The sequence below is a fragment of the Endozoicomonas sp. ALC013 genome, assembly GCF_049310205.1.
Lineage (GTDB): Bacteria > Pseudomonadota > Gammaproteobacteria > Pseudomonadales > Endozoicomonadaceae > Endozoicomonas.
On sequence record NZ_JBLYNS010000059.1, the window covers coordinates 1 to 18,417 of the forward strand.

Here is an 18,417-nt window from a genome sequence, read left to right on the forward strand (position 1 = left end):
AGGGACGTTCGCAGGTTGGCATAACATCAGCAAGCCACCCTGCGAAGAAAGCCTAAACCAACAGTTCCAGTGGCGGTAGCTCAGGCTTATAGAGCTGCCATTCACCGGCTTTCCTGGATTCAAACAGCTTCCATTCCGGGGCTTTAACCCAATTAGTTGTCACATGATATTCCGGATTTAACAACTGGATTGCCTTTCTGGTTGAGTCGATGGCAAGGAACAAATCTTTAGAGCTTGTCAGCGAACACTCGTCACCACAGGCACGGATGGTTATTGGAGAGTAGTCATTGTTGTACCCTCTATTGGCAACCACGCGTTCTGTGGCAATTTGCTGGGCACGTATATGGGGCTGGTTGCTGACCAGAACGATGTCTCCGGGAGTGGCTCCAGGCAGTAGTTCCAGGGCATTTAAGGCAGACACTATCGTTCCTTCGGTGTTTGCTCTGCCAGTGATGATATTTTTCTCATTGAGGTTGAGCGTGTATTTGCCATCTTCCTGGAGAGATTGCTGAAAGAATTGAACTTTTCCGGTATAAGTTACATAGATGGTTTGTTTGTTCAGAAAGCATGTCTGCTGACTTTTCTGGTCGCTTTTCTCCTCACTTATCTCCTCGCTTATCTCCTCACTTTTCTGATCGCTTTTCTGGTCAGCCATACGGAGCATGTCCATAAGAGCCATTTGGGCGTGAGTTTCTGTGGCAGTGGATCCCAGGGTAGTTTTAAACTCTTTAACCAGCTCACCCATGCGCTTATACAGACGATCATTGCTAGCAACATCCTGAAGCTCGTCGACGTCGCCCAAAGTCCTTGAAGAACCGTTACAGAGCAGCAGTCCGGGCAGTTTATTGTCACTGTTTTGTGCAATAGCGAAATTAGGACGAAGGTGCATTCTAGGGATAGCCGCTCCCGGAAAAAGAAGAACTGATTGATCAGTAAACTCAAGGGGCTCTGAGTCAGCAGTCCTTAAGGGCTTAAGTGCTGACCGTAGCTCATTTTTGGCAGCGTCACTCAGGTTTTCAATGACTTCAGTTTGCTCTATGGCATTCCAGCGCTCCACTATTTTTCCCTGCTCTTCCCTGAGAATAGGGCTTTGGTGGAAATAGACGTCAAGTTGCCTGACAAGCTTAATCAGACTTTCGTACTTTTTTGGCTCCGGCAGTGCATCGAAATTGTCTGGCATTCGTAGCGAGGCGTCTGGTTCCTTTTTTCCAAAGACTTTGTTCATAACTTTAACCAGATTTACTGTATCGAGGATAAAGCGCTGGTTGTCCAGGATGCATTTCTGGAGTTGTGTCAGTTCAACAGGCTGAGTTGATCTGCTCACCTCCACGTCTTTAACCGCTTTTTCATTGCCTGTTGGTGTTGATTGCAAGGGCGGGGGAGTCGATTGAACAGATAACATTACAGAATTTCCTCTGGTTTAATGGGGGCCTGTCTGGCAAATCAAAAAAGGTTTACCAATTCTGATTCAATAGACAGGAAATCAGAGAATAAGTTCCTGTGTCGGCGTTAAGAATATTCAAACATTACCGGTAACCCTGACCCGTTTGCTTACTTTTGCAGTTACTGGTTGCAGGCTTTTCCTTCTTTCTTCCAGGCGACGATCAATAATATTTTTAATGGCAATCAAAAAGCCCATAAAGACAAAGGCACCCGGGGGAAGAATGGCAAACAGGAACTGTTTATAGTTGGCAATCACCGTAATGGTCCAGTCAGCGGCAATGGAGCCCAGCAGCAGGTCCATGCCGGAGAACAGCGTGCCCTGGCCAATCAGCTCCCGCAGTGCCCCCAGCAATACCAGAATCACAGCAAAGCCCGTACCCATCATCAAGCCATCAAAAGCGGCAGGCAGCACCGGGTTTCGGGAGGCAAAGGCATCGGCCCGGCCCAGGATGATGCAGTTGGTGACAATCAACGGAATAAAAATACCCAGTATCCGATAGAGTTCGTAGGTATAAGCCTGCATCAGCAGTTCGATACAGGTGGTGAAAGAAGCAATAATCATCACAAATACGGGCAGGCGAATGGCATCGGTTACCTGGTGTCGTATCAGGGAGACGGCAACGTTGGAGCCCATCACCACCAGCATGGTGGCTATGCCCAGACCAAGCGCATTGACGACACTGCTGGAAACCCCCAGCAGAGGGCACAGGCCCAACAGCTGGACCAGTGCCGGATTGTTTTTCCAGAGACCGTCCAGGGCAATCTTTGCGGCCTGGCTGCCAGCAGTGCTCTTGTTCGCCACAGTGTCATTTGTCATATTGAATCTCCTCGCGGACACCGGCGAGTGGGTCCAGCAATCGCTTGCGGTTTGCCTCAAAGTATTGCAGTGCGCGGTACACCGCGGCAACAACCGCTCTTGGCGTTATTGTGGCACCGGTAAACTGGTCAAACTCACCACCGTCTTTTTTCACTCCCCAGCCTTCGCTAAAGGGGTTGCCCAGGGATTTGCCGGCAAACCCGAGAATCCAATCGGTGACATTGCTGTTGATCTTGTCGCCAAGCCCGGGTGTCTCTTTGTGGGTGATGGCCCTGACGCCTGCCAGCGTACCATTGCGGTTGATGCCCACCAAAAGCTCAATTCGCCCGCTATACCCGTCAGGTGCGGTGACCGGCAAAATAACGGCAGAGACCGCCCCATCACTCAGGGCAACATAGGCGTCACGTTGATCCTGGCTGGAAAGCAGGGGGGATGGTTCCAGAACAATTTTGGAATCTACCAGCACATTGTCGTGAGTATCGGCCGGTAGAATCTCCATCAATGCTTTGGCTTCATAGGCTCGAACCTGTGTCTCTATTTGTTCCTGAGTCATGATCCAGGTCACGGAAATCAGGCCTACGGTAAATACGGCAAACAGGCCAAGGCCCAGGCTATTGCGAAAAATGCTTTGCAGCAGACCGTTCCCGCCGGGAGCCTTGCTGCCGGTGGTGTCTTTTAAAGGAATCTGGCCGTCACTCATGATTCAGTCCTTCTTTGGCAGGCCTTTATTGGCCTTGTGGTGGCCATAAGTGCGTGGCTGAGTGTAATAGTCGATGGTGGGGGCCGCCATATTCATCAGCAGCGTGGCAAAGGCGACACCATCCGGGTATCCACCCCAGGCACGGATGACGTAGACCATAACGCCAACACCCGCACCAAAAATCAGACGTCCACGGTTGCTGGTTGCACCACTGACCGGATCCGTAATGATAAAAAAAGCACCCAGCATGGTGGCACCACTGAACAGGTGAAACAGCGGGGAACCATGACTGTCTGACCCGTTACCACTCCAGAACAGGGTCGCCATAATGGCAATGGCGGCGAGCATCCCCACAGGGCCGTGCCAGGTAAATACTTTGCGCCAGATCAGAAAGACGCCGCTGGCCAGATAAGCCAGGTTAACCCACATCCAGCCACGACCAGCCATGCCATCAAATACCGGGTTGGCTTCCCAAAGTTCATTGATGGTCTGGCTTTTGTTTTCGCGCAACACATCCAGTGGGGTGGCCATACTGATGGCATCAACACTCTGGCCCAGGGGGAAAATAGTGAACAGGGCATCGGTCAGGCTGTTGTTATGACCTTCCAGCCCCAGTGGTGGCAGCCAGGTGGTCATTTCCTGGGGAAACGAAATCAGTACCACAACATAGCCCAGCATGGCCGGGTTAAAGGGGTTCTGACCCAGGCCACCATAGAGATGTTTGCCAATGACCATACCGAAGGAGACAGCGACCAGTGATAGCCACCAGGGGGCAAAGGGCGGCAATGCCAGCCCCAGCAGTACACCGGTCAACAGGGCGCTGCAATCACTCAGGTAGAAGCTCACGGACCGTTGGCGCATTGATACCACGGCCGCTTCGCAGCCCATCGCAACCAGGGAACACCAGATAACATTGATCAGTGTGCCCCAGCCAAAAAAGACCGTTTGTGCCATCAGACCGGGGATGGTAGCCATGATCACCAGACTCATGACCCGCTGAGTGCTGTTTTGTCCCAGCGCATGGGGTGAGGTCTCTCTTCCCCGCTGGCTGATGGACGATCTGCTATTAATCAAGGCCATTCAACGATTCCGCTCTGTTGTGTCTTTATCATGCTTCCCGGGCTTCCTCCCACGCAGAGCGTGGGAACAAGGTGGCTGTAGCTGTAAGTCACGAGAGACTCTCCAGAGCCTGTTTCAGCTCAGCCGCCTTTTGTTCCGCTGCCACCAGCTGGTGTTTCAGCGTATCCTGCTCATCTTCACCGGCACTGGCGATCGCTCGCTGAAGTTTTTTCACCGCAGCGTTGGCCATGGCCGACTCGATTTTCAGCTTTTTTGCTTCATCAGTTAACGGCGCTTTGGCCTTTGTTGCTGTTGGTTTGGCATCCGCAGAAGGGGTTATTGCCGTTTCTGTCGGAGGCTCTGAAGCTTCAGCTTCGAGGCGCTTGATGTTGGCCTGGCACGCTTCGACGGCCTGCTTGAACGACTCGGTGTTCTCGTTGTTGCTCTCAACCGCGGCTGCCAGTGCGCGCTCTGCTTTTTTCAAGGCCGCTTTGGCCATGGCCAGTTCAACCTTGCGTTTCTTCTCATTGTCTGAGAGTGCCGGTTTGGCTGCTTTAGCGGGCTTCTCTGGACTGTCTTTGCTGGCAGAATCCTGACTGTTTTCATCAAACGCCTGCTGAAGTTTACTCACCTGCTCATTCAGCATCGCCAGATTAGACTTCAGTTGTTCAATATCTCCCCTGTCGCCTTTAAGCTCAGCAGAAGCTTCTGCGGTAGCCAGCGCTCTCTCTGTCTTTTTGGCCTGAGCTTTGGCCATGGACAGCTGAACTTTCAGCTCTTTCTGTTTGGCAGAGAGCGGTCTGTCAGGCGCTTGCCTGGCTGACGTGGGCTCGGAGTTCCCGGTAGCCGCCGCTGCTTTTCGTGCCTTGGCCCGGGCGATAGCGGCCTGGATCGGGTCTTCTTCGGCTTTGGCGTCACTTCCGGTTTGTTCCGCTGTTTTGGCCGCCTTCAGTTTTGCTGCCCGTTCGGCATTGGCTTTTCGTTTGGCCTCTTTCTCGGCTTTTTCCTGCTCCAGTCTGGCCAGGCGATCTTCATAGCGCTGTTTCGAGCGCTCCGACTTGGTGTGTTTGGCTTCCTGGGTGCGGATAGCGCCTTTGGATGCCCGGTAATACTGAACCAGCGGAATAGACGACGGGCAGACAAAGGCGCAGGCACCGCACTCGATACAGTCAAAGAGATTGTGGTGCATAAGCTGCTCATGGTTCTCAGCCCTGGCGTGCCAGTAAAGCTGCTGGGGCAGCAATGACGACGGACACGCTTCGGCACAGTGCCCGCAACGGATACAGGCCTGGGCATCCGGTGCTGCCGGAAATTCATCCTCCGTCGCGGCAATCAGGCAGTTTGAGGTTTTGATCACCGGGATATCCATGCGATCAACAGTGAAGCCCATCATGGGGCCGCCAAACACCAGCGTTGATAATTCGGACGTTTTGAGCGCCGCATATTGCAGCAGGTCCTGAGCCAGTGTACCGATCAATACGTCGACATTTTGTGGCGCTGCCAGGGCATCACCGGTGAGGGTGGTGATACGAGAGATCAGCGGTTTGCCGTCCACAATGGCATCTTTGACGGCAACGGCTGTTCCCACGTTCTGAACCACCATGCCCAGATCCGCAGGCAGTTTTCCGGAAGGCACCTCCTGACCGGTAAGAATCTGGATCAGCTGTTTTTCACCACCGGAAGGGTAGATGGTGGGGAAAACGACAATGTCTATATTTTTGCCGGTCGCCGCCCTGCGCATCGCGGCGATGGCTTCCGGCTTGTTGTCTTCAATACCGATCAGGCACTCCCGGGCACCGAGCATGTATTGGAGGATTTCTGCGCCCTGAATCACCGCATCGGCCTTTTCCCGCATCAGCATATCGTCGGCGGTAATATAGGGCTCACACTCCGTACCATTGATAATCAGGGTATTGATTGCTGTGCCGGGTGCCAGTTTGATGGCTGTAGGGAAGCCAGCGCCCCCCATACCGCTGATGCCGGCATCACGCACTTTTTCTACCAGTTCAGCAGACGACAGTTGACGATAATCCACTACGGGTGCCAGTTGACACCATTGCTCCTGACCATCGGTTTCGAGAATGATGCACAGATCATAAAAGCCGGAGGCATGGGGAATCGGACGGTTCTCAATGGCGGTAACAGTGCCCGAAGTGGGCGCATGCAACGCAGCACTGACAAAGCCGGACGCTTTGGCAATCATCTGGCCTTTGAGTACTTTGTCTCCCACGCGGATCAGCGGATCAGCAGGCAAACCGGCGTGTTGCGACAATGGCAGCACCAGTGTTTCAGGCAGAGGCGCAGCACTGACAGGGCGGCTGGTGGACTGATGCTTGTTTTCTTCCGGGTGAACCCCACCGGTCAGTGGCCAGATTTTGCGTTCAGAACTTGCTATCACCTGGCTCCCGGCCACAGGGCTCTGTATGTCCTGGTGTGGACTTTTTACAATTGCGTTCATACGGTCTGCCCCCTGAGGTCAGTGGCAATCAAGCCAGCCTTGCCATGATTCGGCTGGGGCAGCGCCCAGCTCCAGGTCCTGACCGTGATATCCACAGGACGCATTTCAATACAGTCAACAGGGCAGGGCTCAACACAGAGATCGCAGCCGGTACACTCATCGGAAATCACCGTATGCATCTGTTTGGCGGCACCCAGGATGGCATCCACCGGGCAGGCCTGAATGCACTTGGTACAACCGATGCACTCCGCTTCCCGGATAAAGGCAACTTTGGTGACCGACTCCTGCCCATGTTCCGCATCCAGCGGCTCAGGCTCCACATCCAGCAGGTCCGCCAGTGTGTTGATGGTTGCCTGACCACCGGGCGGGCACTTATTGATGGCATCGCCATTGGCAATGGCTTCCGCATAGGGGCGACACCCCGGATAACCGCACTGGCCACACTGGGTCTGGGGCAGAATTTCATTAATCTGGTCAACAATCGGGTTACCTTCCACCTTAAAGCGGATAGCAGCAAAACCGAGAATCGCCCCGAAAATCAGGGCAAGAGCCAGCAGGGCTCCAATGGCGTAAAGAACAATGTCCATGGACTAACGCAACCGCTCCTTCAGCTTTTTATCACGTCTGGCATTTCTCATCATGGTTTGAAATCCTGCACTCACAGTTTGATCAGTCCGGTAAAACCCATAAAGGCCAACGACATCAGACCGGCGCTGATCATACCAATGGCTGCCCCTCTGAATGGCGTTGGTACATCCGCTGCGGCGATGCGCTCACGCATGGCGGAAAACAGCACCAGTACCAGGGAAAAACCGGCCGCCGCACCAAAGCCGTAGGTGGCTGAATCTACCAGGGAGCTGTCCATTCGGTTGGTGTTCAGCAGGGCAACCCCGAGTACCGCACAGTTTGTGGTGATCAGTGGCAGGAAAACGCCCAGCACCTTATGCAGCAGCGGGCTGGTTTTGCGCACCACCATCTCGGTGAATTGCACCACCACGGCAATCACCAGAATGAATGAGATGGTTTTCAGAAACTCCAGATTCAGTGGCAATAGGATGTACTTATACGTTAGATAGCTGCAGATAGAGGCCAGTGTCAGCACAAAGGTGGTGGCCATCGACATACCCATGGCCGATTCCAGCTTGTTGGACACGCCCATAAAAGGACACAACCCAAGGAATTGGACCAGTACAAAGTTGTTAACCAGTATGGCGCTGACCAGAATCAGTATCAGTTCGCTCATTGGGGTTTCCTGCCGCAATGCCAGGCTCTTAGAGCCGGTCGATCAAAAATGCTATTGAATGCCTGATGGAGGGCGTCAAGTATATATTTCTGGGAAAAGCAGATAAATCATGTTTAAAGATGCAAATCGAATAACGATAGGCCGGTAACTGGTTTGGGTGCTTTTTCCGGAAGACTCATTGAGTCTTAATTGAACAGCCTCCTGGCTCAGGAGGCGGGGATTATAACGCCACAACAGGGAGGATGCATGTAGTGATGCCTCTAATTGGGCTGAAGAAAACCGAATAACAGTCAACGAATGCTGTTTTCTCATCAATAAGCCTTTTCAGATCAGCTATCATAGTTATCTGCATGTAAATACATCCGCACCCGGTTCACCACAAGCCGGTGGACTGAAATCCCTACATATACTCCAGCAGGAGTCCTGCCATGAATAAACCATTGGTTGTTATTACCGGAGCCAGCTCTGGTATTGGTGAAGCCGTTGCCAGGGCCATGAGTCAGCTTGGACATCCATTGTTATTACTGGCCAGAAGGGTCGAGCGCCTGGAGGCCCTGGATCTGACTGACGCACTTTGCCGACGAGTGGATGTGACGGATCGTGATGCCCTGAAACTGGTTATCGAAGAGGCCGAGTCCCGCTATGGACCTACAGACTGTCTTATCAACAATGCCGGGCTAATGCAGCTGGGGCGTGTCGATGAACAGGATCCTGCCGAGTGGGACAACATGGTTGATGTGAATATCAAAGGTGTTTTGAATGGCATCCATGCTGTTGCCCATCAGATGAAAGCCAGAAAAGGGGGAACCATCTTCAATATCAGCTCAGTGGCTGGTATCAAAAGTTTTCCAAATCATATGGCCTATTGTGGCACCAAGTTTGCCGTGCATGGTTTGTCTGAAACCCTGAGAGAAGAGCTGGCTGACGACAGTGTACGGGTGGTAACCATCGCACCGGGAGCGGTAGAAACTGAGCTGCTGAGCCATACCACATCCAGTGACATCAAGGAGGGCTATGAGCAGTGGAAGCACGGCATGGGCGGCGTTATTACGGCAGAGGATATTGCCCGTTGTATTACCTTTGTGTATCAGCAGCCGCAAAATGTCTGTATCCGTGAGCTGGTAGTGACGGCTACCCGACAAACGGCGTAGAGAATTTCTGCTCTGACAGGCACCTGATTTCGACGACCCCGGGGTTGTCGCGAACATGTTGCAAATGGTCTCGATGAAAGTCGGCTTGCATGTGAATTCATAGTGCATGCAAGCCAACTCGAGTCCTCAAATGAAACTACGTAGTTAACCAAATGAAATCATATTTTCTGACTTAGTGGGCAGGTAATTGAAACTGTCCATTGTTGTACTGTTCTTGAAGTCTACGGGCGATCTTTGCATCTTCACCCTCTTGTTCAGCCTTGGTTCTTATTTGCCTTTGCTGATTTACTTGTTCAAAGAGTGCAATGCGCTCATTTTTCAACTGAACAATTAGCTTTTGCACTTCTTTTAATTCTTTTAATTCTTTTAATTGATCCAGGTATTCATTGTATTCCTGCTCGTATCTTCTACAGGATTCAGCTATGGCCGGCTTGTTATGGTTCCGGGGATCAAGCAGGCTTAGAATACAGGAAGCGTGCAAGGTGCTATTTCCAGAGAGGTTTTCAGTATAATGCCAATGAATAAAGGCTTGTTCGACCTTGCGCATTTGTTCTGGAAGATCTTTAAGGTTTTTATTGTAAATCTGTTCAAGTTGTTGGTAAGGCCAGCTCAGTCTGAATTTTACAAGCGTATTGTAAGGATTCTCTTTTACAGGAGTGTGTTGATCGCAGTGCTGTTTTAATTGTTTTTCCACATCAAATGACTCTTTAATCGTTTTGATAAATGATTGACCCATTTCCCACTTCACGATCGCGCAGTCTGGCGACAGGCGAGTATGTTCAATCCATGGGATATCATCAGGTTTCCAGTTGCCAACATGCATATCACATTTATCACAATAAACTGAGTCACTATATTCACTGCAGGAAAATCCCGCTTCAGCCAATTCCCTCGGAGTATGATAGGGGAAGTTCTTCTCAAAGCCCTTGAATGTGGCTGCTTTGGCCATCAGCATATCATTTCGTTGAGAAGGGCTTGGGGGGTTCTCGTGGGGAAGCCGGGTATAAACATGCCCGGAAGGTGCATGATGTGATTTACGGGTATGCAGATCCCTTGGCTCGAACGGCGTGTGGGGAGGCGCGTGAGTTACTAGTAATCCTGGAACCGGTGCAAAACGAAGACCAGTAAATGAGTTGCCCGTCAGGGGGTTACGAAAGTGAACCGGTGTATGTCTCTCTTCCCCGGGCTCTCTAGGTAGAAGAAGAAGGTATCCACGCTGTGGGGCTCGAAAAACATTCGGGTTAAGCCAATGACATTCCATATTTAGATCCGTCCAGAGGTATATTTGTTTATAGCTCTCTGACCAGTTTCTTACAGGAAAGTTCCCTCAGCTCATTCAATTGCTCCCGGCGTTGGGGGGCACCGGCGCAGCCCTGCGTTGATCAAAAAGGTGTTGAATGGTCAGAACGGGATGTTTAAGTAGCAGGCGAGGGCCAGCCCATGTCATCACTTCACGAATTTGTCGGCGTTGTTCTGGTTTATAGCAGTGGATTTGGCAGTTAGCGCAGGTGGGTTTTTCGACGCCATAAATACAGCGTTCAAGCCGTCGCTTGCTGAAAGCCAGCAGAGACAGGCATTCATTGCACAGGGTGGGGTGCTGGTGGTGGTGGTGGCAGTAAAGCTCAATCATGCGGGTAACGGTAAAATATTCACGGGCCAGCCTGGGGTGATCTTTCAGGCGGCCTTTGAGAGCGAGGGGCATAAACAACGTAACCTTCTCTGTTTCGAGGAAGCCATCCTCCCATAATCCGCCTTGATTGCCAAATCAGGCCATTCGAAAATGGCACTGACGAAGTCTGATAGCCATTGAGAACCAGCCTATTCGTGTCGTTTATACCAGTTGACCAGTGACAAAACTGAACTTTTCTCAAGAAGTTATTTCTACTACTCAAGTACTGAACAAATTTGCTCAGCCCATTAAAATAATCACTTGAGTCAGTAATTATGCAAACCACTATCAGCAGCTGCCACAGTACCCCTTCTACACCAGAGCCTCAGGCTGCTGGTCAGTCATTACCAGAGAACATTACTGTTAACCCCAGTGCTGTAAAGGAGACTGTTTCACGATATATCATCGAACATCAAAAAATACCCTTGTCCTTGAGAACTGTATTAAAACTGACAAACGAAGCCTGCCTCTCGCTGCTCAAAAAAATTCCTTCAGGTGGAACAGAGTCAGAAAAAAAAGAAGCAATTCATCGTATGGTTGAAGAAATGATCTATCACGACCTGCCCAGTGTTAAGCTTCAGGAAATTGATGATTTATTCAAGCGCCTCCCCCTGGTAGCAAAGAAGCTTGAGTATAAAGATATCCATACCAGTGAGTTTATCCATCGACGGGAAGTATCGGAGGCAAGCAATGAATCACTAACCTGTGTTAAATTGGGGTACCTGAGTTTTAATGTTTATGACGAAATTGACAGCATAAAATCCCGTATAAAGGTGATCAACAAGGTGACTCAATGGGTGTGCGACTATCTGCAAAAACTGCCGGACAGTCGGGTAACTTTTATATCCATGGGGGCTGGAGCATTGTTGATGGAGCAGCTGATTCACCAGCAAATCACCAAGAGCGGGGTATCAGATAAAAAAATTGCCTGGCGCTGTATAGATATTGATTATGTCGAGGATTCCTCTCGTTCCCCGGGGTCTTCACCGACCCTTAAAAATGTCAGAAAGCAGTTTATAGAGGGAAAAAATGTCCGGTTTTTTACTACAGCAACCACCTACCTGAACAAAAAGTTAAATGGTCAGCAACTCCGGACCACAGATAAAGAAAATAGTGCGATTGTCATTTTAGAATTTAACCCGCCCACACCCACGCATGGCAACAGTCAAGAGACAGCACCTTGTAATACTGGTGGATATATAGTGTCAGGCGCACCCTGTGAGATTGCCAGGGCAAATTCTGTTTTCTTATTAATTGGAGCAGAAGATCAACATTCAGATCTTGAAAAGTTCGTTGGTGAACTTGATTCTTCAATATCATGGATGAGTTCATCAATGCAGTTTATTAAAGTTTCAATAAATGTCTCAGGTGAGCCGGAGGTTTACCTTTCAGAATTCTATAAAAAGAATTGTGAAGCACTCGGCCTGAAGTTCAAAAGCATTGTGTTATCTCATTTGAATCAACAAAAGGCTATCGGTTCCCCTATCATCAGGGCTGAAAAGGCACTCAATGAACTAAAAGAATTCATTCTCCAGGCTGGCTGGTCTGCACAGGTGTTTGCATATTCAGAATACAGTGACAGCATTGATCAACTCACCAGGCACTTTTACAGCGGGCAACAAGCCAGTATTGATCGGTCTCCCGGGGCGTTGTTCAAATTGCAAAACAAACAGATAACCATCACCGATAGTGCAGATTTTGCAGCTTTGAGCATCAGTCAAGGTGCCGTATAGAAGAGAACCGGGGCTTCTCTCCATTAAAGACAAAGTCAGCTCAACTCTTATCAGGGCTTGTTGACGCGTTGCGAGTAAGCAACGAAACGTCAACAGGGCCCTTTTGAGCGTTTTCACTTTAGTGTTATGTGCTGTTATGCTCCCGCCCACCGTTATAAAAAAATTGTCGGTTTGTACAATCTCTGTGCAATTAAATGGGAAGCAAAAGATGTCTGAGACGGTTAGCCGTGAATTGCTTGAAAAGGCCAAATTAAATCAGGAAACCTCATTAATAGCCTGGTCCGAACTGCTGCGTTACTTTGCCCAGGGGGTTGTGCTGCTGGTAGATGATTCGCTGGACCTGATTGATGTTGGCTATCAGATCTCGGTAGACAATAAATCAGCGGTAGAAGCCTGGGTTGAACAGGGTGTCCTGGGGGCAGTCAGCGATGAGCAGGCCCGGTCCTGGGTTACCGATAATCGTGATCTGTGGGCGGTTGTGGTTCGCCCCTGGGTACTGGTGCAGGAAAGAGAGCAGGAAAGACGTTAGGGGCTGTTTCGGAATAAGGGATAATGAACCTTTCACTATTTTCAAATGTCTGAGCAGGGAGGATAACTGAAGCAGAGATTGGAGACACCATGAATATTGGCAATTTAGCAACTGGTTTGGCGGGGCTTGGCCTGACAGCTGCCGTAAATCTCAATTATGGTCTGGCTAACTGTTCACCCCTGGTTCAGTGGCAAGGTCATTGTGTCATGTGTCTTTCCGCTACCATGGGAACCAGTTTAAGTCTGCTGCAATGCCTTCAGGAAGGCAGAAACCTGTCGGCCAGAACAGTGGCTACACTGGCAACCAACGCTTGTGTTCTTACTTACAGTTGCCTGAAATCCCTGGTTGATCTCAAAAATAGCTGTCTTGAGGATATCATTATTTCTCGAAACCTGATCTCTCTGCGTTGTCCACCCTCTTTTGAAATGTCTTTAGCGATAAACTGGGGGGAGGAGAAATAACAAGAGTCATCTGTTGCCATTGATTGAACTTACATTGCCGACTGATGGTCTGTAATAACAGATTTCTTGGAAAGGGGAATACTAAAATGCATGCTTCTCTTGATCCGCCATCAGGCCTGCGCTATTCGCAGCTGGTTGGTAAAAAAGATGCAGCTTCCCAAACCGAAGGTTGTTGCCAGGTGACAATGCCCAGCGGCAGGGCTGTCAGCTGCGCACAACCCAGCCCGCCGGACTGCCCGGATACGGATAACAGTATTACTACGGCAGACAAATCCTTGTCTGATTACGGTGTAAAGTTTGCCAGAGAGGTCTTACAGATTGGTCAGCAGGGCAGCAATAAGTTGATACGCAGTGTCGCCGGTTTCACCTCTCAGCATGTGATTAAATCGGGGCAATTCCCTGTCGTATTTCCAGACATAAAACAGATCTTGATGTTTTTGGCGGCAATGCCTGCTCTGGCGGGTGCCCACCCGATGAGTACCAGACCGGCATGCCCTGATGGTGTGCCTGGCAGCAGCATGACCTCCGATAACAGTAATGGGGTAAACGAGTCAGCTACCTCATACACCCCAGCCTCCATCTACCCAACGACAAACCTGACCACGACTTCTGAACCCACCTCTTTTTACGAGAGCGAAAGGTTTGTTGGTTTGTGTGTCATCGGTGGAATTGCCGCTCTTGTGGGCTTGTGTTGCGCTTATGCATACTGTTCTCACGTCCATATCGAGTATCAGCGATTCAAGTACCAAAACCCTAATGCATCACGCCGTGAACTCATTAAAGCAGCTTTCAATAACCCAAATGATCTCGAAAGAACCCGGTATAACTGGCGGGCAAGGTATCAACTGCCAGTTCGCCCTGCTCAAAGCCCCCCTGCGTCGGTGCCAGTTCCCCATACTCAAAGAGCCCCGGTGCCGACAGCGCCAACCACTTGTGAGCAGGGAACACAAACAACTTGCGAGCAGGGAACACAAACGTATCCAGTGATTAATGACTCACCACTACAAGAGCAACAACCACCAACCTATGATGAAGCAACACGTACTTAGCCTGAAAATCCTCAGGCATCAGGTACATGACCATTTGCTTTTCAGGTAACCCTTAAGCCTTTCGATTCATCCTCCTGCGTCTGATTTTCGGAGCATTCTTATCCATGTCCACTGTAATGATGCCAATCACATCAATCTTCTTGATTGAACTTGATTGCCGATTGATGGTCAAAATCAGCAGATTGTTTCGAAAGGAATTTCAAAAATGCACGCTATCCCTGAATCGTCATCCAGCTCGCCTCATGCGCAAATGGTTGCTATCAAAAAGGACGCAGCTTCCCAAATCGAATGTTCTCCTCAGGTGTCAATGACTAATGGCAGGGTTGTCAACTGCGCACACCCCAGCCAGTCGGTGTGCCCGGATAAAATCATTAGTAAAACAGACAAATCCCTCTCTGGTTACGGAGTACAGCTTGTCAATGAGACCTTACAGGCCGGTCTGCAGGGCGGCAATAAGCTGATACACAATGTCGCCGGTTTCGCCCTTCAGCATTTGATGAAATCAGGGCAGTTCCCTGGCGTATTTCCGGACATAAAACAGAGTCTGATGTTTTTGGCGGCAATGCCTGCTCTGGCGGGTGCCCACCCGGTGAGTACCAGACCGGTATGCCCTGATGGCGCGCCTGGCTGCAGCATGACCTACGCTTACAGTAATGGGGTAAATGTGGCAGATACCCCATACAACCCACCCTTTGCCTATTCAACGACAAACCTGAACACGACTTCTGAGCCCACCTCTTTTTACGAGAGCGAAGGGTTCGAGGCCTTGTGTATCTTCGGTGGAATGGCGGTCCTTGCGGGGGTGTTTTTCGGTATTGGTTGCTGCGCCAACGTCCATGCCAGGTATCAGCAATTCAAGTACTACAACCCTGATGCATCAAGCTATCAATTAATTAAAGCAGCATTCCATAACCCAAATGATATGGAAAGAACCCGGTATAATCCGGAGGAAATGTACCGACTGCCAGCTCCCTCTGCTCAAAGAGCCCCTGCGCCGACAGCGCCAGCCACTTGTGGGCAGGGAACACAAACAACCTGCAAGCATGGAACACAAGCAGTTCCCTTGATTAATAAACCAGCACCACAAGAGCAACCACCGACCTATGAAGAAGCAATAGCGTTTTCGGTTAGATAAGATGGGCAACTGACCAAGTGGTCGTTCACCAGCCCCATCGCCTGCATATAGGCATAACAGATCGTGCTGCCAACAAAACTGAAACCGCGTTTTTTCAGATCGTCACTCATCCGGTCTGAAATATCTGTGGTGGCCGGTACGTCACTCATGGATTGTCGCCGGTTGATGATGGGCTGATGGTTTACAAACGACCACAGATACTGGCTGAAACTGCCAAATTCCTCCTGCACCCGGATGAACGCCTTGGCATTGTTAATGGCGCTCCGGATTTTCAGCCGGTTGCGGATAATGCCAGCGTCCTGCATCAGCTTTTCAATATCCGGGTCTGTCATTCTGGCCACTTGTTGAACGTCAAATTGATGAAATGCTGTCCGGTAGCCTTCCCGGCGCTTCAGGATGGTGATCCAGCTCAGACCTGCCTGGGCACCTTCAAGAATCAGGAATTCAAAGAGTTTCTGGTCGTTATGACAGGGAACCCCCCACTCTGTGTCATGGTATTGGGTATAGAGTTCATCGCCATGGCACCAGCTGCATCGAGAATCGTTCAAGATAAAAAACTCCTTTTATCAGGCGCTTGCCAACAGGGGTAGTTTGCCAATTAGATCAGATAACGCATTTATTTGCAGTTTTCTGGCTACCAGTAACAATGGCAGTTAAGATAGTTGTTTACTTTATTAAGGGCATAAACAGATGAAGATAGCCAAAGAGAAAGTGGCTCTGTTCCATTACACTCTGAAAAATGATGCGGGAGAAGTTCTCGACAGTTCGGAAGGCGAGTCGCCCATGGCTTATCTTCACGGTGAGCACAATATTGTCGAAGGACTGGAAAATGCCCTGGAAGGCAAGCAGGCTGGGGACAAGTTTGATGTGGTGGTTGAGCCTGCTGAAGGCTACGGCGAGTACGACGAAAGTCTGGTGCAGCCGGTACCGAAAGAGCAGTTTGGTGACCATCCTGTAGAGGTGGGTAACCAGTTCCATGCCGATACCGCCATTGGCCCACGTATTGTCACCGTGGTGGCTATTGATGATGAAGAGAACCAGGTGGTGATCGACGCTAACCATTCCCTGGCGGGTGAGAATCTGCACTTTAGCGTTGAAGTGGTTGAGGTTCGTGAAGCCACCAAGGAAGAGCTGGACCACGGTCATGTGCATGGGCCTGGCGGACATGTTCACTGAGTCTATCAAATCCCACAGTGTGAAGCGTTGAGCAGAACGTTGATCTCATAAGCCGGATATCTCCGGCTTCTTTATGGCAATTATATCGTGATATAAACCGCATGGCGGGTTTTATGGTGAGTGAGAAGCTGAATATTGCTAAGCACGCCACTTTCCACCATGGAGCGAAAAGCCAGGGCTGTTCTCATTTTTTGCAGATCATCCTGATGTTCCCACAGGCCAAGCTCCTCCATCAGCACCCGGATCTTGAAGGTTTTTCCCTTATGCATGGTATCGATTACCTGTTGTAGCGGTGCTAACAGAAGGTTCAGGCGCATACATCTCTCCTTACCAATTCAGTATTCCGGACTGATCAGTCCAGTTTTTTAAAATCTGTGGGTGTAATAAGCTTTCTGCTTATATCTGTAGAATCTTAAATATGGCTCCGGAAATGATTTTTGACCGTTAGACCTTGGTTTGAGTCACTTGATCGCGATCTGGAGGGGGATATTATTGCGGATACTGTTTTTGCCGTTCCCAAGCGAAAAAACAAACAATCAACTCATCCGATGGGTTGATTGTTTGTTCCGGCTGTTAGCCAATAAAAGGACTGAGCAGCAGGTAAAGATAACGGGCAGCGATACCGGCACAGATACCACCAACCGTATGAGCCAGAATGGCTTTTGAGGTGAGCTGGCGAAAGCCAAGAGAGTCGAGCATGGCCGTATGGGTACTCAGGTAACCACTCCAGCACATACCCATAGCTGTAAACACAGCAATATCACTGCCACCAATAATGCCCTGGCTGATAAAGTTTGGTACCAGCGACATGGCGGCACCAACCGCACCCAGCGAGGTAATGGGGAAGGCAACCAGTTCGGCATGATCAAAACCAAACAGCAGCTCAAACAGCCAGGTAACGTGGCTGGCCAGTTTGGGCAGCAGGGCGACTCCCTCAAACGCTCCACCGGTATAGCCGGTTACTGGTGCGCCAAAGGTCAGGACCATAACAAACGTACTGATGATTAAGACTCCGGGAATAATCGCTACCCCCATTTTGACGCCGCCTTTACCGCCATCCAGCAGAGCGTTGAGGAATCTCAACCAGACCGGATCTGTGGAGCTGTGGTCATCCAGAAGTTCACTGTGAGTATCTTTAATGCTTAGCTCATGCAGCCGGGAATCATTTCGGATAAGGCGCTGCATCAGCCGTGTGGATATGATGGCTCCAATAAGGGCACCGCCCAGACCAATCATGGCCGGCAGGAAATAGGTAGCGCCAGTCTCATTATTCTGCAGGGTTGCCATAAAGGTGATGACAATAAGTCCCATACCAAAAGAGGTACCGAAATTGGTCAGTGAAATGATTTCGGGAACCTTAAAGGAGTGGTTGAAACGCCTGTCTTTTGCCAGGCCAATGATGGCCGGGTTATCTGAGAAAAAGGTCATCATGGCCGCCATGGCAGCACGGCCGGGGAGATTGAACACAGGTCTCATTAATGGCACCAGCAGCCGTTCAATCAGGGAAATGACATGGAACTCCATCAGCAGACGGCCTGCGGCACCGGTCAATACGGTGATCCCCATCAGGAACAGCACGGTGTTTAACAACAGCTGGTGCGCGGTGTTGAAGAGGGTGTTGAACATGTGGGTAACACCCATAGTCTGGCCAAGGTAGCCAAACAAAAGTCCTGCCAAGAGAAGAAGGACTAACGGCTCTACGATTTGACGTACACCCGTTGAGGTTTCCGATTTGGTCGAGACTGCATCACTCATAGAAATACCAGAAAGAAAGGAACCTTCAGATTAGACAAT

The 18,417-nt window shown here is 50.2% G+C and carries 19 protein-coding genes; 7 read left to right on the forward strand and 12 right to left on the reverse strand.

Translation table 11 applies throughout. The features are described 5' to 3' along the window. Nucleotides 1–52 precede the first annotated feature (52 nt). The 7 genes from ACO6V1_RS12380 to rsxA all read right to left on the reverse strand — a co-directional run bounded on the left by ACO6V1_RS12380 (nucleotide 53) and on the right by rsxA (nucleotide 7,720). Nucleotides 53–1,402 (reverse strand): hypothetical protein, encoded by a 1,350-nt coding sequence (locus ACO6V1_RS12380; protein WP_422446932.1) that lies wholly within the window; start codon nucleotides 1,400–1,402, stop codon nucleotides 53–55. Nucleotides 1,403–1,519: 117 nt separating this feature from the next. Then, entirely contained in the window at nucleotides 1,520–2,260 is a 741-nt protein-coding gene (locus ACO6V1_RS12385; protein WP_422446930.1) for an electron transport complex subunit E, read from the reverse strand. Then, on the reverse strand, nucleotides 2,250–2,960 hold the full coding sequence (gene rsxG / locus ACO6V1_RS12390; protein WP_422446928.1) for an electron transport complex subunit RsxG: 711 nt from the start codon (nucleotides 2,958–2,960) through the stop codon (nucleotides 2,250–2,252). Before rsxG ends, ACO6V1_RS12385 begins: the two co-directional genes overlap by 11 nt. Before the next feature lie 3 nt (nucleotides 2,961–2,963). Continuing rightward, nucleotides 2,964–4,040: an electron transport complex subunit RsxD gene (gene rsxD, locus ACO6V1_RS12395; protein WP_422446926.1), complete on the reverse strand. Its 1,077-nt coding sequence runs from the start codon at nucleotides 4,038–4,040 to the stop codon at nucleotides 2,964–2,966. 88 nt (nucleotides 4,041–4,128) lie between these two features. After that, complete coding sequence (rsxC, locus tag ACO6V1_RS12400; RefSeq protein ID WP_422461502.1) at nucleotides 4,129–6,477, reverse strand: electron transport complex subunit RsxC; 2,349 nt, start codon at nucleotides 6,475–6,477, stop codon at nucleotides 4,129–4,131. Beyond that, on the reverse strand, nucleotides 6,474–7,064 hold the full coding sequence (gene rsxB / locus ACO6V1_RS12405) for an electron transport complex subunit RsxB (RefSeq protein ID WP_163372540.1): 591 nt from the start codon (nucleotides 7,062–7,064) through the stop codon (nucleotides 6,474–6,476). The genes rsxC and rsxB overlap by 4 nt, the downstream gene beginning before the upstream one ends. Before the next feature lie 71 nt (nucleotides 7,065–7,135). Continuing rightward, nucleotides 7,136–7,720 carry an electron transport complex subunit RsxA gene (gene rsxA / locus ACO6V1_RS12410; protein ID WP_020581588.1) on the reverse strand — a complete coding sequence of 195 codons (585 nt, stop codon included), beginning with the start codon at nucleotides 7,718–7,720 and terminating at the stop codon, nucleotides 7,136–7,138. A gap of 428 nt (nucleotides 7,721–8,148) precedes the next feature. Here rsxA and ACO6V1_RS12415 point away from each other — a divergent pair, with 428 nt between their 5' ends. After that, nucleotides 8,149–8,871, forward strand: a complete 723-nt coding sequence (locus tag ACO6V1_RS12415; RefSeq protein ID WP_422446921.1) for an SDR family oxidoreductase — start codon at nucleotides 8,149–8,151, stop codon at nucleotides 8,869–8,871. Between the two features lie 172 nt (nucleotides 8,872–9,043). On the opposite strand, the gene ACO6V1_RS12420 is transcribed toward ACO6V1_RS12415, so the two are convergent. Next, on the reverse strand, nucleotides 9,044–9,820 hold the full coding sequence (locus ACO6V1_RS12420; RefSeq protein ID WP_422461498.1) for a baculoviral IAP repeat-containing protein: 777 nt from the start codon (nucleotides 9,818–9,820) through the stop codon (nucleotides 9,044–9,046). A 387-nt stretch (nucleotides 9,821–10,207) separates the two neighbouring features. Further along, nucleotides 10,208–10,573: a nitrous oxide-stimulated promoter family protein gene (locus tag ACO6V1_RS12425; RefSeq protein ID WP_422446917.1), complete on the reverse strand. Its 366-nt coding sequence runs from the start codon at nucleotides 10,571–10,573 to the stop codon at nucleotides 10,208–10,210. 836 nt (nucleotides 10,574–11,409) lie between these two features. Here ACO6V1_RS12425 and ACO6V1_RS12430 point away from each other — a divergent pair. The 5 genes from ACO6V1_RS12430 (at nucleotide 11,410) to ACO6V1_RS12450 (ending at nucleotide 15,447) form a co-directional block, all read left to right on the forward strand. Beyond that, nucleotides 11,410–12,273, forward strand: coding sequence for a hypothetical protein (locus ACO6V1_RS12430; protein ID WP_422446915.1), 864 nt, complete (start codon nucleotides 11,410–11,412; stop codon nucleotides 12,271–12,273). A 208-nt stretch (nucleotides 12,274–12,481) separates the two neighbouring features. Next, nucleotides 12,482–12,802, forward strand: coding sequence for a DUF2288 domain-containing protein (locus ACO6V1_RS12435; RefSeq protein WP_422446913.1), 321 nt, complete (start codon nucleotides 12,482–12,484; stop codon nucleotides 12,800–12,802). A gap of 89 nt (nucleotides 12,803–12,891) precedes the next feature. Next, a complete protein-coding gene (locus ACO6V1_RS12440) occupies nucleotides 12,892–13,263 on the forward strand; it encodes a hypothetical protein (protein ID WP_422461494.1) in 372 nt (123 codons plus the stop codon). 86 nt (nucleotides 13,264–13,349) lie between these two features. Continuing rightward, a complete protein-coding gene (locus ACO6V1_RS12445) occupies nucleotides 13,350–14,312 on the forward strand; it encodes a hypothetical protein (protein ID WP_422467049.1) in 963 nt (320 codons plus the stop codon). 205 nt (nucleotides 14,313–14,517) lie between these two features. Further along, a complete protein-coding gene (locus ACO6V1_RS12450; RefSeq protein WP_422467051.1) occupies nucleotides 14,518–15,447 on the forward strand; it encodes a hypothetical protein in 930 nt (309 codons plus the stop codon). Here the strand turns inward: ACO6V1_RS12450 and ACO6V1_RS12455 are convergent. Continuing rightward, nucleotides 15,414–15,995, reverse strand: a complete 582-nt coding sequence (locus ACO6V1_RS12455; RefSeq protein WP_422461489.1) for a DNA-3-methyladenine glycosylase I — start codon at nucleotides 15,993–15,995, stop codon at nucleotides 15,414–15,416. The genes ACO6V1_RS12450 and ACO6V1_RS12455 overlap by 34 nt on opposite strands. Nucleotides 15,996–16,137: 142 nt before the next feature. Between ACO6V1_RS12455 and ACO6V1_RS12460 the strand changes: the two genes are divergently transcribed. Further along, complete coding sequence (locus ACO6V1_RS12460; RefSeq protein ID WP_163372544.1) at nucleotides 16,138–16,623, forward strand: FKBP-type peptidyl-prolyl cis-trans isomerase; 486 nt, start codon at nucleotides 16,138–16,140, stop codon at nucleotides 16,621–16,623. An 80-nt stretch (nucleotides 16,624–16,703) separates the two neighbouring features. Here the strand turns inward: ACO6V1_RS12460 and ACO6V1_RS12465 are convergent, their stop codons facing one another. Together ACO6V1_RS12465 and ACO6V1_RS12470 are read right to left on the reverse strand one after the other, a co-directional pair. After that, nucleotides 16,704–16,940: a hypothetical protein gene (locus tag ACO6V1_RS12465; protein ID WP_101748311.1), complete on the reverse strand. Its 237-nt coding sequence runs from the start codon at nucleotides 16,938–16,940 to the stop codon at nucleotides 16,704–16,706. Between the two features lie 256 nt (nucleotides 16,941–17,196). After that, nucleotides 17,197–18,378 carry a CD0519/CD1768 family membrane protein gene (locus tag ACO6V1_RS12470; RefSeq protein ID WP_422461487.1) on the reverse strand — a complete coding sequence of 394 codons (1,182 nt, stop codon included), beginning with the start codon at nucleotides 18,376–18,378 and terminating at the stop codon, nucleotides 17,197–17,199. Between the last annotated feature and the right edge of the window lie 39 nt (nucleotides 18,379–18,417).

Excerpts from the sequence above, each read along its gene's own strand:
- ACO6V1_RS12380 (WP_422446932.1), bottom strand. The coding sequence starts at position 1,402 with ATGTTATCTGTTCAATCGACTCCCCCGCCCTTGCAATCAACACCAACA.
- ACO6V1_RS12385 (WP_422446930.1), bottom strand. The coding sequence starts at position 2,260 with ATGACAAATGACACTGTGGCGAACAAGAGCACTGCTGGCAGCCAGGCC.
- rsxG (WP_422446928.1), bottom strand. The coding sequence starts at position 2,960 with ATGAGTGACGGCCAGATTCCTTTAAAAGACACCACCGGCAGCAAGGCT.
- rsxD (WP_422446926.1), bottom strand. The coding sequence starts at position 4,040 with ATGGCCTTGATTAATAGCAGATCGTCCATCAGCCAGCGGGGAAGAGAG.
- rsxC (WP_422461502.1), bottom strand. The coding sequence starts at position 6,477 with ATGAACGCAATTGTAAAAAGTCCACACCAGGACATACAGAGCCCTGTG.
- rsxB (WP_163372540.1), bottom strand. The coding sequence starts at position 7,064 with ATGGACATTGTTCTTTACGCCATTGGAGCCCTGCTGGCTCTTGCCCTG.
- rsxA (WP_020581588.1), bottom strand. The coding sequence starts at position 7,720 with ATGAGCGAACTGATACTGATTCTGGTCAGCGCCATACTGGTTAACAAC.
- ACO6V1_RS12415 (WP_422446921.1), top strand. The coding sequence starts at position 8,149 with ATGAATAAACCATTGGTTGTTATTACCGGAGCCAGCTCTGGTATTGGT.
- ACO6V1_RS12420 (WP_422461498.1), bottom strand. The coding sequence starts at position 9,820 with ATGGCCAAAGCAGCCACATTCAAGGGCTTTGAGAAGAACTTCCCCTAT.
- ACO6V1_RS12425 (WP_422446917.1), bottom strand. The coding sequence starts at position 10,573 with ATGCCCCTCGCTCTCAAAGGCCGCCTGAAAGATCACCCCAGGCTGGCC.
- ACO6V1_RS12430 (WP_422446915.1), top strand. The coding sequence starts at position 11,410 with ATGGAGCAGCTGATTCACCAGCAAATCACCAAGAGCGGGGTATCAGAT.
- ACO6V1_RS12435 (WP_422446913.1), top strand. The coding sequence starts at position 12,482 with ATGTCTGAGACGGTTAGCCGTGAATTGCTTGAAAAGGCCAAATTAAAT.
- ACO6V1_RS12440 (WP_422461494.1), top strand. The coding sequence starts at position 12,892 with ATGAATATTGGCAATTTAGCAACTGGTTTGGCGGGGCTTGGCCTGACA.
- ACO6V1_RS12445 (WP_422467049.1), top strand. The coding sequence starts at position 13,350 with ATGCATGCTTCTCTTGATCCGCCATCAGGCCTGCGCTATTCGCAGCTG.
- ACO6V1_RS12450 (WP_422467051.1), top strand. The coding sequence starts at position 14,518 with ATGCACGCTATCCCTGAATCGTCATCCAGCTCGCCTCATGCGCAAATG.
- ACO6V1_RS12460 (WP_163372544.1), top strand. The coding sequence starts at position 16,138 with ATGAAGATAGCCAAAGAGAAAGTGGCTCTGTTCCATTACACTCTGAAA.
- ACO6V1_RS12465 (WP_101748311.1), bottom strand. The coding sequence starts at position 16,940 with ATGCGCCTGAACCTTCTGTTAGCACCGCTACAACAGGTAATCGATACC.
- ACO6V1_RS12470 (WP_422461487.1), bottom strand. The coding sequence starts at position 18,378 with ATGAGTGATGCAGTCTCGACCAAATCGGAAACCTCAACGGGTGTACGT.